We start from the raw sequence: 16,198 nt of genomic DNA on the forward strand, positions 1-16,198 counted from the left end.
CCCTGGCTGGCCGTACTTGGAACTAGAACACGTTACAGTTTTGTGTGTATTGTCGAAGACGTGCGGACACGAGCCACGGAACTCTTCGGTATCGAGTACCCGATCTTCGCGTTCAGTCACTGCCGCGACGTGGTCGCGGCGGTGAGCCGCGCGGGCGGCATGGGCGTCCTCGGCGCCCTCTATTTCACTCCGGACGAGCTCGAGACCGAGCTGGCCTGGATCGACGAGCACGTCGGCGGCCGGCCGTACGGCGTCGACGTCGTCATGCCGGCCAAGTACGAGGGCGCCGGCCTCGGCGACGCGGGGGAAATCCTCAGCGGGCTGCAGGGCATGATCCCCGACGAGCACCGGCGGTTCGTGAACGAGCTGCTCGAACGGCACGGCATCGCCCCGCTCACCGAGGAGCGCGCCGGGCGTTACCTGCTCGGCTGGACCGACGCCACGGCCCGCCCCCAGGTCGAAGTGGCGTTGAAGCACCCGATCGGGCTGCTCGCGAGCGCCCTGGGCCCACCTCCGGCGGACGTCGTCGAGGAGGCGCACCGGCACGGCGTGACCGTCGCCGGCCTGGCCAGCAGCGCCCGCCACGCGCGCAAGCAGGTCGATGTCGGCGTCGACGTCATCGTCGCCCAGGGCACCGAGGCCGGCGGCCACACGGGCGAGATCTCCACGATGGTGCTGATCCCCGAGGTGGTCGACGCCGTCGGCCCGGACACGATGGTGCTCGCCGCGGGCGGCATCGGCCGGGGCCGCCAGATGGCCGCCGGAATGGCGCTCGGCGCCGACGGCGTGTGGACCGGCTCGATCTGGCTCACCGTCGAGGAGGCCGACACCCCGGAGGCGTCGCGCGACCGGCTCCTCGCCGCGACCTCCCGCGACACCGTACGCTCGCGATCCTGGACGGGGAAGCCGGCGCGGATGCTCAAGACCGCGTGGACCGACGCGTGGGAGGCGCCCGAGTCGCCCGGCACGCTCCCGATGCCGATGCAGTTCATGCTGATCTCCGACGCGCTCCAGCGCATCAACCGCGCCGGCGCCGGCGAGCTGACGACCTTCCCGGTCGGCCAGATCGTCGGCACCATGAACCAGGTCAAGCCCGTCTCGCGGGTGATCTACGGGATGGTCGAGGAGTACATCGAGACGATGGAGCGCCTCGGCACGCTCACCGAGGGCTGACCGGCCCTCGTGGGGTTCCTCACCCCGGGCCGTGTCCATCGTTCGGTGGACACGGGAATGACCGGATCGCCGATCGCGTGGGGCGCCCGCTGCCGCAACGCTGGTGGCATGGATGAAACGGCCCGGCTCAGGCGGCCGTCATGATCCCGACGAGACGCCGGAGACCCGGTGGCGTACCACCAACCCGGCGATGACCTATGTGCGCGGATTTCCGGCGGGGACGTTCGCGGCGATGACCACTTGGGACGGCCTGCGCCATCGGCCTCCGACCGAAAGGAACTACTGATGCATGCGAAAGACGCTGAGCTGGCCGGCGCTCTGACCGAGCAGCTCGGCGACGAAAAGATCGCCGCGGCCGCGTACGCCAGGGTTGACAGCGCGCTCAGCCCCGCGCGGATGCTCTCGCCGCTCGGCAACTACTTGATCGCCAGGCCGGCCGCGCGCGCGGCGGCGAAGAAGATGACCGAACAGACCGACATTCCGCTCGATGCCGCCGTCGTCTTCGGCATCAGCGACGACGCCCTGCACGTGTGGGCTGCCGACCCGATGCTCAACCGGGTCGGTGAGCATCTCGGCCGGATTCCGCTGGAGCGCATCACGTCCATCAAGGTCGAGGGCGGCAAGAGCTGGCAGCCGGTCACGATCAGCATGGCCGACGGAAAGAGCGTCGAGCTCGAGGGCCGGGGCTCCATCCACGCGGTCGCGGCCGAGTTCGACAAGCGCAAGGCCGGATAGCCCGGTCCGTGCGGCTTCACCGTTCGGGTTGATCCGCGGCCAGCGCGTCGCCGGGTACCGACCGGGGAGTCTCCCCTTGTGCCGACGCCGGGCCGGGCGGGCCGATACGCCGGTCCGGCATATCGCCGGCCCTACGCGACGCTGTCGCCCCCGAATTCGGCGAGCTAGGTGTCGATCTCGGCCCGGATCTTTTTCTTACGCTCCTCCGGAAGGGAGGAGGCCGACACCCCGGAGGTGTCGCTTCGCCCGAGTCCCCCGGCACCATGAACCAGGTCAAGCCGGTCTCGCGGGTGATCTACGCGATGGTCGAGGAGTACATCGAGACGATGGAGCGCCTCGGCGAGCTCACCGAGGACTGACCTGTCGACTGTCCGATTTTGCTCGTCGTCGCGAGATATCCCACCAGATGAGTGACTGGTCCGGTTAGCATGATCCTTTTCAGGATCGGGCCGGCCTCGGGATGCCGCCCGCCCGGCAAGAGATGGAGCCGATGGGCACAGCTTCCGAGCGCCAGGACTCGCCGGTCACCGGGACCGCGGCCGACGGTATGGTCCGCGTCTCGTTCGGAGCCGATGGCCTCATCAAGTCCGTGGCCTTCGACCCGAAGGCGAGGCGACTCGCCATGGACGACCTCGCCGACGCCGTCCTGGAAGCGCTGTCGGCCGCGCAGGGGGAACTGCTGCGGAGAGTCGCCGATCACCGACGCGAGGCGGACCAGGAGGCGGTGCAGCGCCTGTCCCGCGATCTGGAGGACATCAACGCCGAGTACCTCCGCCAGACGGCCGTATACCAGCAGATGGGCGCCGAGATCCTCAAGCGAATGGACGGTTGACGCAATGGGAGATGACGGACGGTCGTTGACCAACGACCCGGACATGCTGCGGAAGACGGGCGACGCGGTGATGAGAGGCGTGGACGACGTCTATCTGGACAACCAGGACGATCTGCTGGCCGTGACGAGTCCGTACTATCCCGATTCCTACACGGAATTCGCCTCCGACAAAGACACCAGGACGCAGAACTTCTCCCAGAGCTACAGTCACCTCAGCTACAGCCTTTTCCGGGTCGATCAGATCCTGACCATCAACGAACGGCTGGAGATAAGGGACTGCCTGGACAAGATGGCGAAGATATTCGCGGCCACCGAAGACGAGAACAAGCGTGATGTCTTCGATGTGAAGCTCCCATCGAGACTGGACGCCTGATGATAAAGATGCCGGATGACCTCGTCGAAACGGCGCGCCTCGTGGGATACACGCCGATCGCCATCAACGAGGACAAGCTCGCTTCTCTGGCCAAGAGCTGGGGCAAGGCCGAGGGCGTGTACAAGGCCATGGTGGACACGCCCATGAAGGCGTCCGGAACGGTCTGGGACCCCACCACCACCTGGGAGCGCGGGAACGATCGTCCGCTCGACGCGTTCACCGAGTTCTACGAGAACTACCCGCGTAAGCATTTCCACACCGTCGCGGCGCAGGGACGGGCGGTGGCCGGAGCGCTGAACAACATCGCCGGAATCATCGCCAACCACAAAACGGCCGCGTACAAGACGCTGAAGGTGGCCAAGGACGTGCTCTCCCGCGGCGGGCACATGCTGGGCGGCGCCTACCACACGGTGCTCTTCTTCCATATTCACGGCGAGAGCGAGTCCGACGTGGAGACCGACTCCGCGGCGATCAGGACCGCGATGGACTCGCTCAAGAAGCTGAACCAGCACACGCAGGACCTGATCGACGCTCAGGTCAAAATCATCACCTCCGCCACGAAGGCCCTGGACAGGGTCTCCGACAACGCCACGAAGACGACCGGCGCCCTCCCCGGCGGCGCCGAATACGTGAAGACCGCTCCTGACGGCTACCAGTTCTGGGTCGAGTCCGGCGGCCGTTAGCGGGATAGACGTCTTTCGAGCCGAGGATGATGCCGACGATGTCGTTCGGCGCTCCGGGCGGTCAGTCCGCCTCGACCGGCCCGGCGGGACGTACGGCGTCGAGTTCGGCGAGGAGCGCCTGCTTACGGCCTTCGGGGAGGAACGACGCGCGAATGCCGTTGCGGGCCAGTTGGGCCACGCCGTCCGCGCCGAGGCCGAGGTCGCGCGCTGCGACCCGGTACTCATTCGTCAGCGTCGTGTTGAACATCGGCGGGTCGTCGCTGTTCAGCGTGACGTACAGGCCGTCCTCCAGCAGCCGGGGCAGCGGGTGCGCGGCCATGGAGGGCACCTGCCGCGTGCAGACGTTCGAGGTCGGGCAGACCTCCAGCGGCAGCTGCGTCTCGCGCAGGTACGCCATCAGCTCCGGGTCGTCCACGCAGCGGATGCCGTGGCCGATCCGCTCGGCGCGCAGCTCGCGGATCGCCTCCCAGATCGTCTCCGGCCCGCTCATCTCGCCCGCGTGCGGCACGCTGTGCAGGCCCGCCGCGACGGCCGCGCGGAACGCGTCGCGGATCGCCTCCTCGTGGCCGATCCGGTCCTGCTCGATGCCGCCGATCCCGAAGCCGACGAGGCTGCGCGGCGGGTGGCTGAGCGCGTGGTCGATCGTCGCGCGGGCCGCCTCGTCGCCGTACTCGCCGGGGATGTCGAAGACGTAGGCGACCTCGATCAGGTCCGCGACCTCGCGGGCGGCGACGTCCAGCGCCTCGGTGACCGCGGGCGCCGGCATCCCCATCATGACGACGTGCGTGTGCGGCGTGACGGTCAGCTCGACGTAACGGACGTTCTGCGCGGCGAGGTCGCGGGCCGCGCCGACGACGAGCGCGGCGACGTCCTCCGGCTCGCGGATGAGGCCGTTGACGGCGAGGTAGACCTCGGCGAAGTGCGGGAAGTCGCGGAACTCATAGAACTTCCGCAGCGCCTCCTCCTCGGTCGGGACCGTGTGCCCGGTGTGCCGGTTGGCCAGCTCGAGCACGGTCGGTAGTGAGGCGGAACCGACCAGGTGAACGTGAAGTTCCACTTTCGGCAGTGCGTCGATGAAATCGTCAAGGGCGGTCATGGCCCCCGAAGCTAACAGCGGCTGATCCGTTCAGGCGAGGGTAAATAGCGGTATCTGACACAAACGTGGCAGATTCCGCGATAAGGCACTCCGCGAGGGCCGTGGTGCCCGGTCCTCGGTCAGCCGAGCTGCCTGACCCGCTCGATGATCTCCGGGGCCGCCTCGTTCGTACGGCTCAGGTAGTCGAGGATGACCGTGAGCTGCTCGTCGGTGTAGTCGTCGAGAAGCTTGCCGTACGCCTCGGCCACCGGCGCGAACCGCTCGCTCAGCTCGACCGTCGGGGCGCCCTCGGTCGCCTCCACGATGACCCGGCGGCGGTCCTCCTCGTCGCGGCGGCGGCGCACCATGCCGGCCTTCTCCAGCCGGTCGATCACCGCCGTGATCGCGCCGCCCGTGGTGAGGAACATCGCGTCCGCGAGCTGGCCCGGCGTCATCGGGCCGCGCAGTTGGAGCAGGTTGATGCACTGCATGTCGGTGACGTTGGTCCCCGACCTGCTGGCGATGGCGTTGTGGAGCAGAACCGTCCACAGGGTGCGGACGCGTGCTTGGTGGCCCAGCTCTTCGATGAGCCGCGCCCGGTCGGGCGCCGTCATGGGACCCACCTCCGCAGGGTTCATCTCTCGGAGATAGAGAGTGTACTGGTTCTGAGTCTACCGGCGCGGAGGCCGCCGCGCGTGACCGCACCGGCACGGGGAGTCGCACCGCCACACCGGCCTCTGACGCCACTTCCGTCGCCCTGTTGATGGAATAACAGCAGGTCAGCGGCGGTTATGTTAATTAGGCTGCCTAACTGAATCGAGGTGCGCATGACCCCAGCCATCCTCCTCACCGACGATGTGACGTCCGCCACCTGGCTGCCCCTGCACGGCGTCGAACCCGGCGCACGTGGCACCGTCTCCGTCTCCGTCACGTTCAACGGCCCCGCCGACGCCGGCGTCGCGATGTACTCCCAGGGTGACGCGACCGGCCCCCTCGCCCAGCGGCTGCGCCTTTCGATCTTCGAGAGCACCCCGTCCCTCATGCCGTTCCCCGTCTTCACCGGAACCCTGGCCGACTTCACCGGCCGAACGCGCTACGACCAGGGCGTCGGCCGGTGGACCGGCCACGGCGACGGCCACGACCACACGGTGACGTACGAGGTGATCTGGAGCCTCCCGAAGGACGCCGACGCCCCGGACGACGAGCCGAAGCTCGGCCTCGTCTGGGAGGCCCGCGCCGCGGAGGCGACCGCCGCCTGAGTGCGCCCTTCAGACCAGAGGCACAAGGCGCCCGGCGATCGTGGCCAGCCGGTCCAGCGTGACGTCGACCTGGTCGAGGGGAATGCCGGGCGTCAGCCGCGCCGGGGCCCACGTCAGGATGCCCGTACCCGAGATCCGCCACGCCAGGGCGGGCCCGTCGAGCAGAACCGTGGCCAGGTCGCGCAGGGCCTCACCCGCCCACGCGGGGTCGTCGGTGTGGACGTGGAACCGCCCGTCCACGCGCGGATCGCCGATCGTGACACCCGGCCGCGCGGGTGGCGCCGGCGTGCGAGGCGTCACCTGCAGGCGCGGCACCGGAGCCGGCAGGTCCAGCAGGGCGGCGACCCAGTGGCCGGAGTTCTCCCGGCCACGGCGCCCGAAGCCGTCATCGAGGATCTCCCGCTCACGCGTGTACGCGAAGACGACCGCGGACCGGTCCCGGTACGCGCCGCGCATCACCTCCGACAGCCGGTGCCGGTGACGGCCGAGCACCGGGTACGGGAACGCGTCCGGAGGCCGCTCGGGCAGGTGGAACGGCTCGCCGCGCAGCTGGTCGAGTAGCGCGTCTTCTTCCCGGCCCGAGGCGGCGAAGGTCCAGCCGCGCTCCGCCGCGAACGCCCGTGTCGCGCGAAGTCTCCGGGCGAAGCCGTCCATGGATCCCATCCGCTCGCGGTCACGCCTCTTGGGCGATCTTTCGGGCCCAGCGGTAGTCGGCCTTGCCCGCCGGGGAGCGTTCGATCCGCTCCACGAAAGCGTACGTGCGGGGGACCTTGTAGCCCGACAGCCGGGCGCGGCAGTGGGCGTCCAGGTCCGCCGCCGTCGGCGCCTCGTCGTACGGCTGGACCACGGCGGCCACGCGTTCGCCGAAGCGGTCGTCCGGTATCCCGGTGACCACCGCGTCGAAGACCGACGGATGGCCCTTCAGCACCGCCTCGACCTCTTCGGGGAAGACCTTCTCACCGCCCGTGTTGACGCACTGGGACCCCCGCCCGAAGATCGAGATCGTCCCGTCGGCCGCGACCGTGGCGATGTCGCCGGTCAGCAGCCAGCGCGTGCCGTCGATCTCCACGAACGTCCGCGCCGTCTTCTCCGGGTCCTTCCAGTACCCCAGGGCGATCGGGCCGCTCTTGGCCACCTGGCCGATGACGCCCGAACCGGGCGCGACCGGACGCAGACTCTCGTCCAGCACCTGAATATGCGCGTTGTTCGGCCGGTACCGCAGGCCCGACTCCGGCGTGGAACCCTCCACCCCCGAGGCCGTGTAGCCCGACTCCGACGAGCCGAAACTGTCGATGATCATCACCTGGGGCAGCAGTGCCTGCAGCCGCTCCCGTACGGCGCCGGACAGGATCGCGCCGGTCGAGCTGATGGCCGCCAGCGACGAAAGGTCGTACGCGCCCGTGGCGATCTCCTCGGCGAGCGGCCGGCCCATCGCGTCGCCGGTGATGCCGACCGTGACGACCTTCTCCCGCTCGATGGTCCGCAGCGTCTCCGCGGCGGTGAACCGGCGATTGAAGACCATCGTCCCGCCCATCCACCAGGTCAGGAACATCGTCATCTGGGCCGCGCCGTGCATGAGCGGCGCGGTCGTCATCATCGTCACGCCGCCCGAGGCGCACGCCGCGTCGATCACCTCCTGCGGCGTCGCACGCGGCTCCCCGTACGGGTTGCCGCCGCCGAACGCCATGAACAGGTCCTCGCACCGCCACATCACGCCCTTCGGCATCCCCGTCGTGCCGCCGGTGTAGATGATGTAGAGGTCGTCGCCGCTGCGCGCCGGAAAGTCGCGCGAGGCGGAGGACGACGACAGCGCGTCCGCGTACCCGACCGCCGACGGCGACGATCCGCCGCAGACCACGCGGTGCCGCAGCGTCGGGGCCTCCGGCGCGGCGGCGGTCACCCTCTCCTCGAACGCCGCGTCGTAGACCAGCGCCACGAGCGACGCGTCGCGGTAGAGGTACGCCAGCTCCGCCGCGACGTACCGGTAGTTGACGTTGACCGGCACGGCACGGATCTTCAGGGCCGCCAGCACGGTCGCGACGTACTCCAGCCCGTTGTACAGGTGGACGCCGACGTGGTCGGCCGGGCCGACGCCCGCCTCCGCGAGGTGGTGGGCCAGCCGGTTGGCGTGCGCGTCCAGCTCGGCGTAGGTCAGGCGGACGACGCCGTCCGTACCGGAGGCGACCAGTGCGGTACGGCCCCCGATCGCGTCGGCGACCCCCTCGAACAGGTCGGCATGGTTGAACTCCATGGCGTCCCTCCGCCGGTCGCTCAGGGCCGGTCCGACCCGACCACCCACATGGCGTAGAACTGCGCGCCGCCGCCGTACGCGTGGCCGAGCGCCCGCCGCGCGCCGTCCACCTGGTGCTCGCCGGCGAGCCCGCGCACCTGCTGCGCCGCCTCGGCGAACCGGATCAGTCCCGACGCGCCGATCGGGTTGGAGGACAGTACGCCGCCGGAGGCGTTCCAGGGGATGTCGCCGTCGAGCGCGGTCGCGCCGGCCTCGGTCAGCTTCCAGCCCTCGCCCTCGCCGCAGAAGCCGAGGTTCTCCAGCCACATCGGCTCGTACCAGGAGAACGGGACGTATACCTCGGCACAGTCGAGCTCGCCCCGCGGGTCGGTGATGCCCGCCTGGGCGTACACGTCGGCCGCGCAGTCCCGGCCGGCCCGCGGGTTCACCGTGTCGCGCCCGGCGAAGAAGATCGGCTCGGACCGCATCGCCCCGCCGTGCACCCACGCGGGCGGGTTCGGCGCGCGGCGCGCCGCGTCCGCGGAGGCCAGCACCATCGCGGCGGCGCCGTCGCTGGACGGGCACGTCTCCAGGTAGCGGATCGGCTCCCACAGCATCGGCGTCGACTCGACCATTTCGCGCGAGATGCCGGGGATGCGCAGGTGCGCGTACGGGTTCTTCAGCGCGTTCCGCCGGTCCTTGACCGCGACGAGCGTGCCGATGTGGGCGGGCGCGCCGGTCCGCCGCATGTACGCGCGGATGTGCGGCGCGAAGTAGCCGCCGGCGCCCACGACGATCGACGGTGTCAGCGGCGGGTGCGTCGACAGCGCCCAGGTGGCGTTCGACTCCGACTGCTTCTCCCACGCGACGACCAGGACCCGGTCGTGCACCCCGCCCTGGACCAGCCCGGCCGCGACCAGCGCGGTGGACCCGCCGACCGAGCCCGCCGTGTGCACGCGCATCATCGGCTTGCCCCGCGCGCCGAGGGCGTCCGCGAGGTAGGACTCCGGCATCATCACGCCCTCGAACAGGTCGGGCGCCTTGCCGACCACGACGGCGTCGATGTCGCCGAACGTCAGCCCGGCGTCCTCCAACGCCCGTAGCGCCGCCTCCCGTACGAGCCCGGCCATCGAGACGTCCTGACGCCGCGACCGGTACTCGGTCTGCCCGACGCCGATCACGGCGCACGCCTCACCCATGGTTCTACGCCTCCATCACGCACACGAGGTTCGACTGCAGGCAGGGGCCGTGCGACGCGTGGGCCAGGACCCGGCCCGCCTCGCCGCTGCGGATCCGGGCCGCCGCCTCGCCCACGCGGATCAGGCCCGTCGCCATCACCGGGTCGGCGGCCAGCGGCCCGCCCGAGGGGTTGACGCGCACGTCGTCGCCGAGGCCGAGCGCGTCGCGCAGGATCAGTTCCTCGTGGCTGAACCGCGCGTGCAGCTCGGCCACCTCGACGTCGCGGGCGCCGGCCTTCTCCCCGGCGAGCGCGGCCGACTCCGACCGGGCCAGGTCGCGGGCGCCGAACGCGTGCGCGTCCGTACGGTGGTCGATCCCGCGGATCCAGGCGGGCCGTTCGCACAGCTCACGGGCCCGGTCGCCGGTGGCCAGCACGATCGCGGCCGCGCCGTCGGTCACCGGCGGGCAGTCCGACGGACGCAGCGGCGCCACCTCGTACTCCTCCTCACCCGGCTCGGCCAGGTCGAGCGCGTACGGGTTGGCGCGCCCGGCGGCACGCGAGCGTACGGCGACGGCGCGCAGGTCGTCCTCCTTGTGCCCGGCGTCGAGGTACGCCCGCGCCTGGAGCGCGGCCAGGGAGGTCTGGTCGGGTCCGAGCGGCGCCAGATAGTACGGGTCGAGCTGGAGCGTCATCAGCTCCGGCAGGCCGGACTCGCCGTCCTCTCGCACGACCTGGGTCGACTTGCCGAACCCGTACACGAGCGCGGTGTCGATGTCGCCGTGCCGCAGCCGCACCCACGCCTCGTACAGGGCCCAGGCGGCGTCCATCTCGACGTGGCTCTCGGAGATCGGCGGCCACGCACCGACCGCGTCGAGCGCCGAGACGAACGAGAACGGCGCCCCGGCGAGATAGTCGAGCGATCCGGAGCAGGTGAAGCCGAACCGGCTCAGGCCCGTGCTCTGCTTCACCTCGGTGATGACCGGGGCGAGCATCTCGACCTCCGACAGCCCGGAGTCCTCGCCCCGATGCTCGGTCTGCGCGAACGCCACCACCGCGATGTCGTTCATAGGTAGTCCTTGATGTCGTCGAAGGGGACGTCGGGTTCGCCGGTGGGCTCGAACCACTTGATGTTGGCCATCGTCTGACCCCACTCCTCGCGCGGGCGCCACGCGGCGCGTACCCGCATGCCCATCCGGACCTGATCGGCCGGTACGCCCGCCACCAGCGCGACCATCGCGATGTCGGAGCCGTCGAGAAGGACGTACGCCGACACGAACGGCACGTCGGGCGCGCGCGGGTCGGGGATGTTGTTGACCGCGAAGGTCGTGACCGTGCCGGTGTCGGGCACCTCCACCTCCTCGGTGGTCGGTACGCCGTCGACCGGGCACATTCCCTTCATCGGCACGTAGACCTTGCCGCAGACCCGGCAGCGGTGACCCAGCAGCCGCCCCTCGGCGACGCCGCCGAGGAACCGGCTCAGCGCCCGGCCCGCGCTCAGCCGGTAGTCCGCGCGGACCGGAGCGTTGATCATGGTCACGTCGGGCCGGAAGGCCTCGATGTCGCCGACCGTGCCGGTGCGCTCCGCCCGCCACTTCGGGCGCACGCGCAGCCCGGCGCGCAGCGTCTTCGGGGGCTTCGCCCCGGGCTCGAAGACGCCGAGGTCCAGCACGTGCAGCATCGCGGTGTCCGCGCCGTCGGGAGTGATCAGCGCCCACGCGAACGGCCGGTCGAGCGGATGGCCCGGGCGCGGACGCGGCACCCAGGCGTACGCGCCGACGACGCACTCGGGCCCGACGTCGACGAACTCCCCGGTGACCGCCGTGCCGTCGGTGTCGTACTCCACGGGCGGGAACAGCACCCTGCCGTCGGCCGTACGGACGCCGACGAGCCGCCCGTCCCGAAGCTCGGTCAGGAACCGCCCGATCACCGGCCCGACGGAGCGCGTGTAGCCGCCGGGGAATTCGAGTGCGTGGTCCGCGGTGAGCGAGTCAAATTGCGTGTTCATGGTCGCGCTTCCCTCCTCGTTCGCTCCGCGGGAGTTCGTCCCTCGCCCCCACTCCGCTCACTCGTCGGCTCGCCGCTCAAATCCCGGTCCTTCCAATAGGGATCGCGCAGGCGGCGTTTGAGGAGCTTGCCGTTGGGTTCGCGCGGCATGTGCTCGACGAAGTCGAACGACTTGGGCCACTTCATCCGGGCCAGCCGTCCGTCGAGCGAGGCGAGGATCTCCTCCGCCAGCTCCGGGCCGGGCGGTACGCCCGCGGCCGGCTCGACCACGGCCTTGATCTGCTCTCCCCAGTCCTCGTCGGGGATGCCGAAGACCGCGACGTCGGCGACCTTGGGGTGGACCATGATCTCGTTCTCGATCTCGGCCGGGTAGATGTTCGCCCCGCCGGAGATGATCAGGTCGGCCTTGCGGTCGGACAGGAACAGGAAGCCGTCCTCGGTGAGATAACCGATGTCGCCGACGGTGAAATGGTCCTTGAGCCGGGAGGCCTTGGTCTTCTCCTCGTCGCCCTTGTACTCGAACTCGATCCCGGCCATCTTCATGTAGATCGTCCCGGGCGTCCCGGCGGGCACCTCGGCGCCGTCGTCGTCCACGATCAGCAGCTCGCTGATCGGCCACGCCTTGCCGACCGTGCCCGGATGCTCCCGCCAGTCCTGCGGGCTCGCGATGGTGCCGCCGCCCTCCGTGGCCGCGTAGTACTCCCAGATACAGTCGCCCCACCAGTCGAGCATCGCCTGCTTGATCGGCACCGGGCAGGGCGCGGCGGCGTGGATCGCCCAGCGCATGGAGGAGACGTCGTAGCGCTCCCGCACTTCGCGAGGGAGCGTGAGGAGCCGCTTGAAGTGGGTCGGCACCATGTGGGTGCTGGTGATCCGGTACCGCTCGATGAGCCGGAGCGTCTCCTCGGCGTCCCACTGGTCCATGTAGACGAGCGTGTGGCCCATGTGCAGCGCCGAGCCGCCGAACTGGGTCACCGCCGTGTGGTAGCTCGGCGAGGTCACCAGGTGGGCGTTGGGCGGGCCCGGGGTGAAGCCGAAGAACGTCAGCAGGAACGTCATCAGCTCGGCCGAGTCGTCGGGATCGATGCCCGACAGGGCCCGGCGTACGCCCTTGGGCCGTCCGGTGGTGCCGGAGGTGTAGTGCATGGTCGCACCGGCCGTACGCTCGTCCGGCAGCGTGTCGGGCCGCCCGTCGACCAGGTCGTCCAGCGGCCGGAACCCCGGCAGCTCACCCGCGATCGCGAACCGGCGCCGCTCGTCGGTCTCCGCCGCGCCGGGGACGCCCTGGGCCGCGTAGCGCTCGTGCACGAAGAAGGCCTTCGCCTCGCTGTCGGCGACGATGTAGGCGATCTCGGGGCCGGTGAGGTGCCAGTTGATCGGGGTGTAGTACCAGCCGGCCTGGAGCGCGGCGAGGTAGAGGACGAGCCCGTCGACGCCGTTGGGCACCAGGCCGCAGATGCCGTCGCCGGGCCGCAGGCCGAGGTCCCGCAGGCCGTGGACGAGGCGGTTGGCGCGTGCGAGGAGCTCACCGGCCGTGTAGGTGGTGCCGTCCGGATCGACCGCCGCGACCCGGCCGGGGTCGTTCGCGGCCAGCCGCCAAAAGCCCAGCGAGCCCATCGAATCCCTCCTGCTTCTCGCGTACGGAGGTGCCCTGAACCGCAGTGAATCATGTTCTCGTTTTGGGGGACAACCCCTGTTCGATGCGTGATCTCAACACTAGAATCCGTTCTCGTTACCGGTCCTTGAGGAGTCGGTCATGGCCGAGCCGCTGCCGATCAGCACCGCACACTGCGTCGTCGAACGCGAGGGTCACGTGGTCACGGTGACGATGCGCCGGCCGGAGGCGCGCAACGCGCTGAGTACCGACATGCTCGTGGGGATGGCCGACGCCTGGGCCTACATCGACGCCACCGACGACGTACGGGTGGGCATCCTGACCGGGGCGGAGGGTCACTTCTGCGCCGGCGCCGACCTGAAGGCGATGGGCGAGCCGTCGGCGGACGAGCGGGTCCGGCGCCGCGCCGCCGAACTGACCGACTTCCACTGGAAGGGACTGCTCCGCGACACCCGGCCGAGCAAGCCCCTGATCAGCGCGATCGAGGGCTACGCGGTGGCCGGCGGCACCGAACTGCTGCTCGGCACCGACATCCGCGTGGTCGCCGAGGGTGCGACGCTGGGCCTGTTCGAGGCGAAGCGCGGCCTGTTCCCGATGGGCGGCTCGGCGGTGCGGCTGCCGCGGCAGATCCCGTACACGTTCGCGATGGACATCCTGCTGACGGGCCGCCCGGTGACCCCGCAGGAGGCCCTGCGGATGGGCCTGATCACGCGGGTGGTGCCGGACGGGGAGGCCCTGACGGCGGCCCGTGAGGCGGCGGACCACATCGCCGCCTGCGGCCCGCTGTCGGTCCAGGCGATCCTGCGAACCTACCGCCGTACGGAGGGGCTCGACGAGGACGCGGCCCTGAAGATCTCCGACGAGATCGGCTGGCCGGTCTTCGCCTCCGAGGACGCCAAGGAGGGCACCCGCGCCTTCCGCGAGAAGCGCCCCCCGAACTTCACAGGCGCGTGAGCTGATCCGCGACGCCGGCGTTGCGGGGACCGCTCGGCGCGTGTGCTCCGGCGCCCGGCCGTAGACTCGACGGTTGTGGCGGACACCCAGTACGAAGACCTGTTGAGGCTGGTACTCACCTCCGGGACGGCCAAAGCCGACCGGACGGGCACGGGCACCCGGAGTGTGTTCGGGCACCAACTGCGCTACGACCTGTCGCAGGGGTTCCCGCTGATCACCACCAAGAAGGTGCACCTGAAGTCCATCGTGTACGAACTGCTGTGGTTCCTGCGGGGCGAGTCGAACGTCCGCTGGCTTCAGGAGCACGGCGTCACCATCTGGGACGAATGGGCCGATGCGAACGGCGAACTCGGCCCGGTCTACGGCGCGCAGTGGCGCAGCTGGCCAACCCCGGACGGCCGGCACATCGACCAGATCAGCGAGGTCCTCGACACTCTGCGCCGTGACCCGGACTCCCGCCGGATGCTCGTCTCCGCCTGGAACGTCGCCGAGCTGACCAAGATGGCACTCGCGCCGTGCCACGTGCTGTTCCAGTTCTACGTCGCCGACGGCAGGCTGTCCTGCCAGCTCTACCAGCGCAGCGCGGACCTGTTCCTCGGCGTCCCGTTCAACATCGCCGGCTACGCCCTGCTCACGCACATGGTGGCGCAGCAGGTCGGCCTCACGCCCGGCGACTTCATCTGGACGGGCGGCGACTGCCACATCTATGACAACCACGTCGAGCAGGTGACCGAGCAACTCTCGCGCACGCCGTTCGACTTCCCCCGGCTGCGTCTGCGCCAGGCCGACTCGCTCTTCGACTACGCCTACTCCGATGTGGAAGTGCTCGACTACCGGCACCACCCGGCCATCAAGGCCCCGGTCGCGGTATGAACGTCGGGCTGATCTGGGCACAGACGCTCGACGGCGTGATCGGGGCGGACAACGCGATCCCGTGGCGGCTGCCCGAGGACGTGGCGCACTTCAAGGCCGTCACCCTCGGCCATCCCGTGGTGATGGGGCGCCGGACCTGGGATTCCTTGCCTCCGCGGTTCCGCCCGCTCCCCGGCAGGCGCAACATCGTGGTGACCCGCGACCCGCACTGGAAGGCCGAAGGCGCGGAACGCGCCGGGTCCGTCGCCGAGGCACTGGAACTCGCGGCCGAGTCGCCGGAGCCGGCCGCCGCCACGGAGTGCTGGGTGATGGGCGGCGGGGAGATCTACCGAGCCGCCCTGGGCCACGCCACGATGCTCTGGGTGACCGAAGTCGACACGCCGGTGGCCGGCGACACGTACGCCCCGCCACTGGACCCGGGTTGGAAGGTCACCGAGGACCAGGGCTGGCAACTCTCGAAGTCCGGCCTGCGCTACCGCACCCGCAGATACACCCGCTGACGACCACCGAGCGTGGCGACGATGCCGCAGTCACCGACATCGCTCAGAGAATCGGACGCGCCTGCTCGTCCTTGATGTACGCGCCTGCCCGGGCCGCGGCCGTGGCCGCTTTCGCCGCGCGGTCGGCCGTGGCTTCGTCCAGTGGGTCGCCGCTGGCCAGGAAGCGGTAGTACAGCGGGGCCGACACCGCGCGGACGACCTCCTCGGCGTCGGTGCCCTCCGGCAGTTCGCCGCGGTCGATCGCCTCTTCCACGCAGGGGACCCATTCGCGGATGCGCCGGGCGTAGAACCGGTGCAGGGCCTCGGCCGTACGGGTGTCGGAGGTGGCGGCCGCGATGATCGCGCCGAACAGGGCGCCCTGACGTGGGTCGGCCAGCGTCTTTCGGACGAGGCGGGCGTTCGCCCGCAGGTCGCCCTCCAGCGAACCCGTCCGCGCGCGGGGGAGCGACTGTTCGGCCATGTCGGTGAGCAGGTCGGCGACCAGGCCGGTCACCGTGCCCCAGCGGCGGTAGACGGTGGTCTTGCCGACCTCGGCGCGGCGGGCGACGTCGGTCAGGTCGAGATGGGCGAAGCCGCGCTCGGCCAGGGCGTCGCCGGCCGCGCGTAGCACCGCCGCCCGGACGCGTGCCGTACGGCCGCCGGGGCGGATCGAGCCAGGTTCCTCCATAACGGGTCCATAGTTCCATTAAGCGCCCCTCTCGTGCTACTGTCC

18 protein-coding genes are annotated in these 16,198 nt (G+C 70.3%); 9 read left to right on the plus strand and 9 right to left on the minus strand.

The genetic code is table 11. From position 1 onward, the window contains the following. Nucleotides 1–60 precede the first annotated feature (60 nt). The 5 genes from ABEA10_RS07880 to ABEA10_RS07900 all read left to right on the plus strand — a co-directional run bounded on the left by ABEA10_RS07880 (nucleotide 61) and on the right by ABEA10_RS07900 (nucleotide 3,796). Entirely contained in the window at nucleotides 61–1,173 is a 1,113-nt protein-coding gene (locus tag ABEA10_RS07880; protein ID WP_345459378.1) for an NAD(P)H-dependent flavin oxidoreductase, read from the plus strand. Between the two features lie 285 nt (nucleotides 1,174–1,458). After that, the gene (locus tag ABEA10_RS07885) at nucleotides 1,459–1,908 is read left to right on the plus strand and encodes a hypothetical protein (protein ID WP_345459381.1); all 450 of its coding nucleotides are present in this window, start codon (nucleotides 1,459–1,461) and stop codon (nucleotides 1,906–1,908) included. A 490-nt stretch (nucleotides 1,909–2,398) separates the two neighbouring features. Beyond that, nucleotides 2,399–2,740: a YbaB/EbfC family nucleoid-associated protein gene (locus ABEA10_RS07890; RefSeq protein ID WP_345459384.1), complete on the plus strand. Its 342-nt coding sequence runs from the start codon at nucleotides 2,399–2,401 to the stop codon at nucleotides 2,738–2,740. Nucleotides 2,741–2,765: 25 nt separating this feature from the next. Beyond that, nucleotides 2,766–3,113, plus strand: coding sequence for a hypothetical protein (locus tag ABEA10_RS07895; protein WP_345459387.1), 348 nt, complete (start codon nucleotides 2,766–2,768; stop codon nucleotides 3,111–3,113). Between the two features lie 8 nt (nucleotides 3,114–3,121). Further along, complete coding sequence (locus ABEA10_RS07900) at nucleotides 3,122–3,796, plus strand: hypothetical protein (protein WP_345459390.1); 675 nt, start codon at nucleotides 3,122–3,124, stop codon at nucleotides 3,794–3,796. Between the two features lie 61 nt (nucleotides 3,797–3,857). Here ABEA10_RS07900 and add read toward each other — a convergent pair whose 3' ends face one another. Both add and ABEA10_RS07910 read right to left on the minus strand, forming a co-directional pair. Continuing rightward, a complete protein-coding gene (gene add, locus ABEA10_RS07905) occupies nucleotides 3,858–4,892 on the minus strand; it encodes an adenosine deaminase (protein WP_345459393.1) in 1,035 nt (344 codons plus the stop codon). 119 nt (nucleotides 4,893–5,011) lie between these two features. After that, nucleotides 5,012–5,485, minus strand: coding sequence for a MarR family winged helix-turn-helix transcriptional regulator (locus tag ABEA10_RS07910; protein WP_345459396.1), 474 nt, complete (start codon nucleotides 5,483–5,485; stop codon nucleotides 5,012–5,014). 213 nt (nucleotides 5,486–5,698) lie between these two features. Between ABEA10_RS07910 and ABEA10_RS07915 the strand changes: the two genes are divergently transcribed. Continuing rightward, entirely contained in the window at nucleotides 5,699–6,130 is a 432-nt protein-coding gene (locus tag ABEA10_RS07915) for a hypothetical protein (protein WP_345459399.1), read from the plus strand. 9 nt (nucleotides 6,131–6,139) lie between these two features. Here the strand turns inward: ABEA10_RS07915 and ABEA10_RS07920 are convergent, their stop codons facing one another. Genes ABEA10_RS07920 through ABEA10_RS07945 form a run of 6 tightly spaced genes read right to left on the minus strand, consistent with a single transcriptional unit; the run spans nucleotide 6,140 to nucleotide 13,161 of the window. Continuing rightward, nucleotides 6,140–6,784: a hypothetical protein gene (locus tag ABEA10_RS07920; protein ID WP_345459402.1), complete on the minus strand. Its 645-nt coding sequence runs from the start codon at nucleotides 6,782–6,784 to the stop codon at nucleotides 6,140–6,142. A 19-nt stretch (nucleotides 6,785–6,803) separates the two neighbouring features. Then, complete coding sequence (locus ABEA10_RS07925) at nucleotides 6,804–8,381, minus strand: acyl-CoA synthetase (protein ID WP_345459405.1); 1,578 nt, start codon at nucleotides 8,379–8,381, stop codon at nucleotides 6,804–6,806. Nucleotides 8,382–8,401: 20 nt separating this feature from the next. Beyond that, a complete protein-coding gene (locus ABEA10_RS07930) occupies nucleotides 8,402–9,559 on the minus strand; it encodes a thiolase domain-containing protein (protein WP_345459408.1) in 1,158 nt (385 codons plus the stop codon). A 4-nt stretch (nucleotides 9,560–9,563) separates the two neighbouring features. Next, a complete protein-coding gene (locus ABEA10_RS07935) occupies nucleotides 9,564–10,607 on the minus strand; it encodes a thiolase domain-containing protein (RefSeq protein WP_345459411.1) in 1,044 nt (347 codons plus the stop codon). Further along, entirely contained in the window at nucleotides 10,604–11,545 is a 942-nt protein-coding gene (locus tag ABEA10_RS07940; RefSeq protein ID WP_345459414.1) for a Zn-ribbon domain-containing OB-fold protein, read from the minus strand. Before ABEA10_RS07940 ends, ABEA10_RS07935 begins: the two co-directional genes overlap by 4 nt. After that, the gene (locus tag ABEA10_RS07945; RefSeq protein WP_345459417.1) at nucleotides 11,542–13,161 is read right to left on the minus strand and encodes an acyl-CoA synthetase; all 1,620 of its coding nucleotides are present in this window, start codon (nucleotides 13,159–13,161) and stop codon (nucleotides 11,542–11,544) included. Before ABEA10_RS07945 ends, ABEA10_RS07940 begins: the two co-directional genes overlap by 4 nt. Nucleotides 13,162–13,300: 139 nt before the next feature. Between ABEA10_RS07945 and ABEA10_RS07950 the strand changes: the two genes are divergently transcribed. The 3 genes from ABEA10_RS07950 (at nucleotide 13,301) to ABEA10_RS07960 (ending at nucleotide 15,486) form a co-directional block, all read left to right on the plus strand. Next, the gene (locus ABEA10_RS07950) at nucleotides 13,301–14,113 is read left to right on the plus strand and encodes a crotonase/enoyl-CoA hydratase family protein (protein WP_345459421.1); all 813 of its coding nucleotides are present in this window, start codon (nucleotides 13,301–13,303) and stop codon (nucleotides 14,111–14,113) included. 75 nt (nucleotides 14,114–14,188) lie between these two features. Next, entirely contained in the window at nucleotides 14,189–14,986 is a 798-nt protein-coding gene (locus ABEA10_RS07955) for a thymidylate synthase (RefSeq protein ID WP_329252280.1), read from the plus strand. Next, entirely contained in the window at nucleotides 14,983–15,486 is a 504-nt protein-coding gene (locus ABEA10_RS07960) for a dihydrofolate reductase (RefSeq protein ID WP_345459430.1), read from the plus strand. The genes ABEA10_RS07955 and ABEA10_RS07960 overlap by 4 nt, the downstream gene beginning before the upstream one ends. Nucleotides 15,487–15,529: 43 nt before the next feature. Here the strand turns inward: ABEA10_RS07960 and ABEA10_RS07965 are convergent, their stop codons facing one another. Then, nucleotides 15,530–16,153, minus strand: coding sequence for a TetR/AcrR family transcriptional regulator (locus tag ABEA10_RS07965; protein ID WP_345459433.1), 624 nt, complete (start codon nucleotides 16,151–16,153; stop codon nucleotides 15,530–15,532). Nucleotides 16,154–16,198: the final 45 nt, after the last annotated feature.

Origin of the sequence: Actinoallomurus oryzae, from assembly GCF_039541955.1 — a bacterium.
GTDB classification, from domain to species: domain Bacteria; phylum Actinomycetota; class Actinomycetes; order Streptosporangiales; family Streptosporangiaceae; genus Actinoallomurus; species Actinoallomurus oryzae.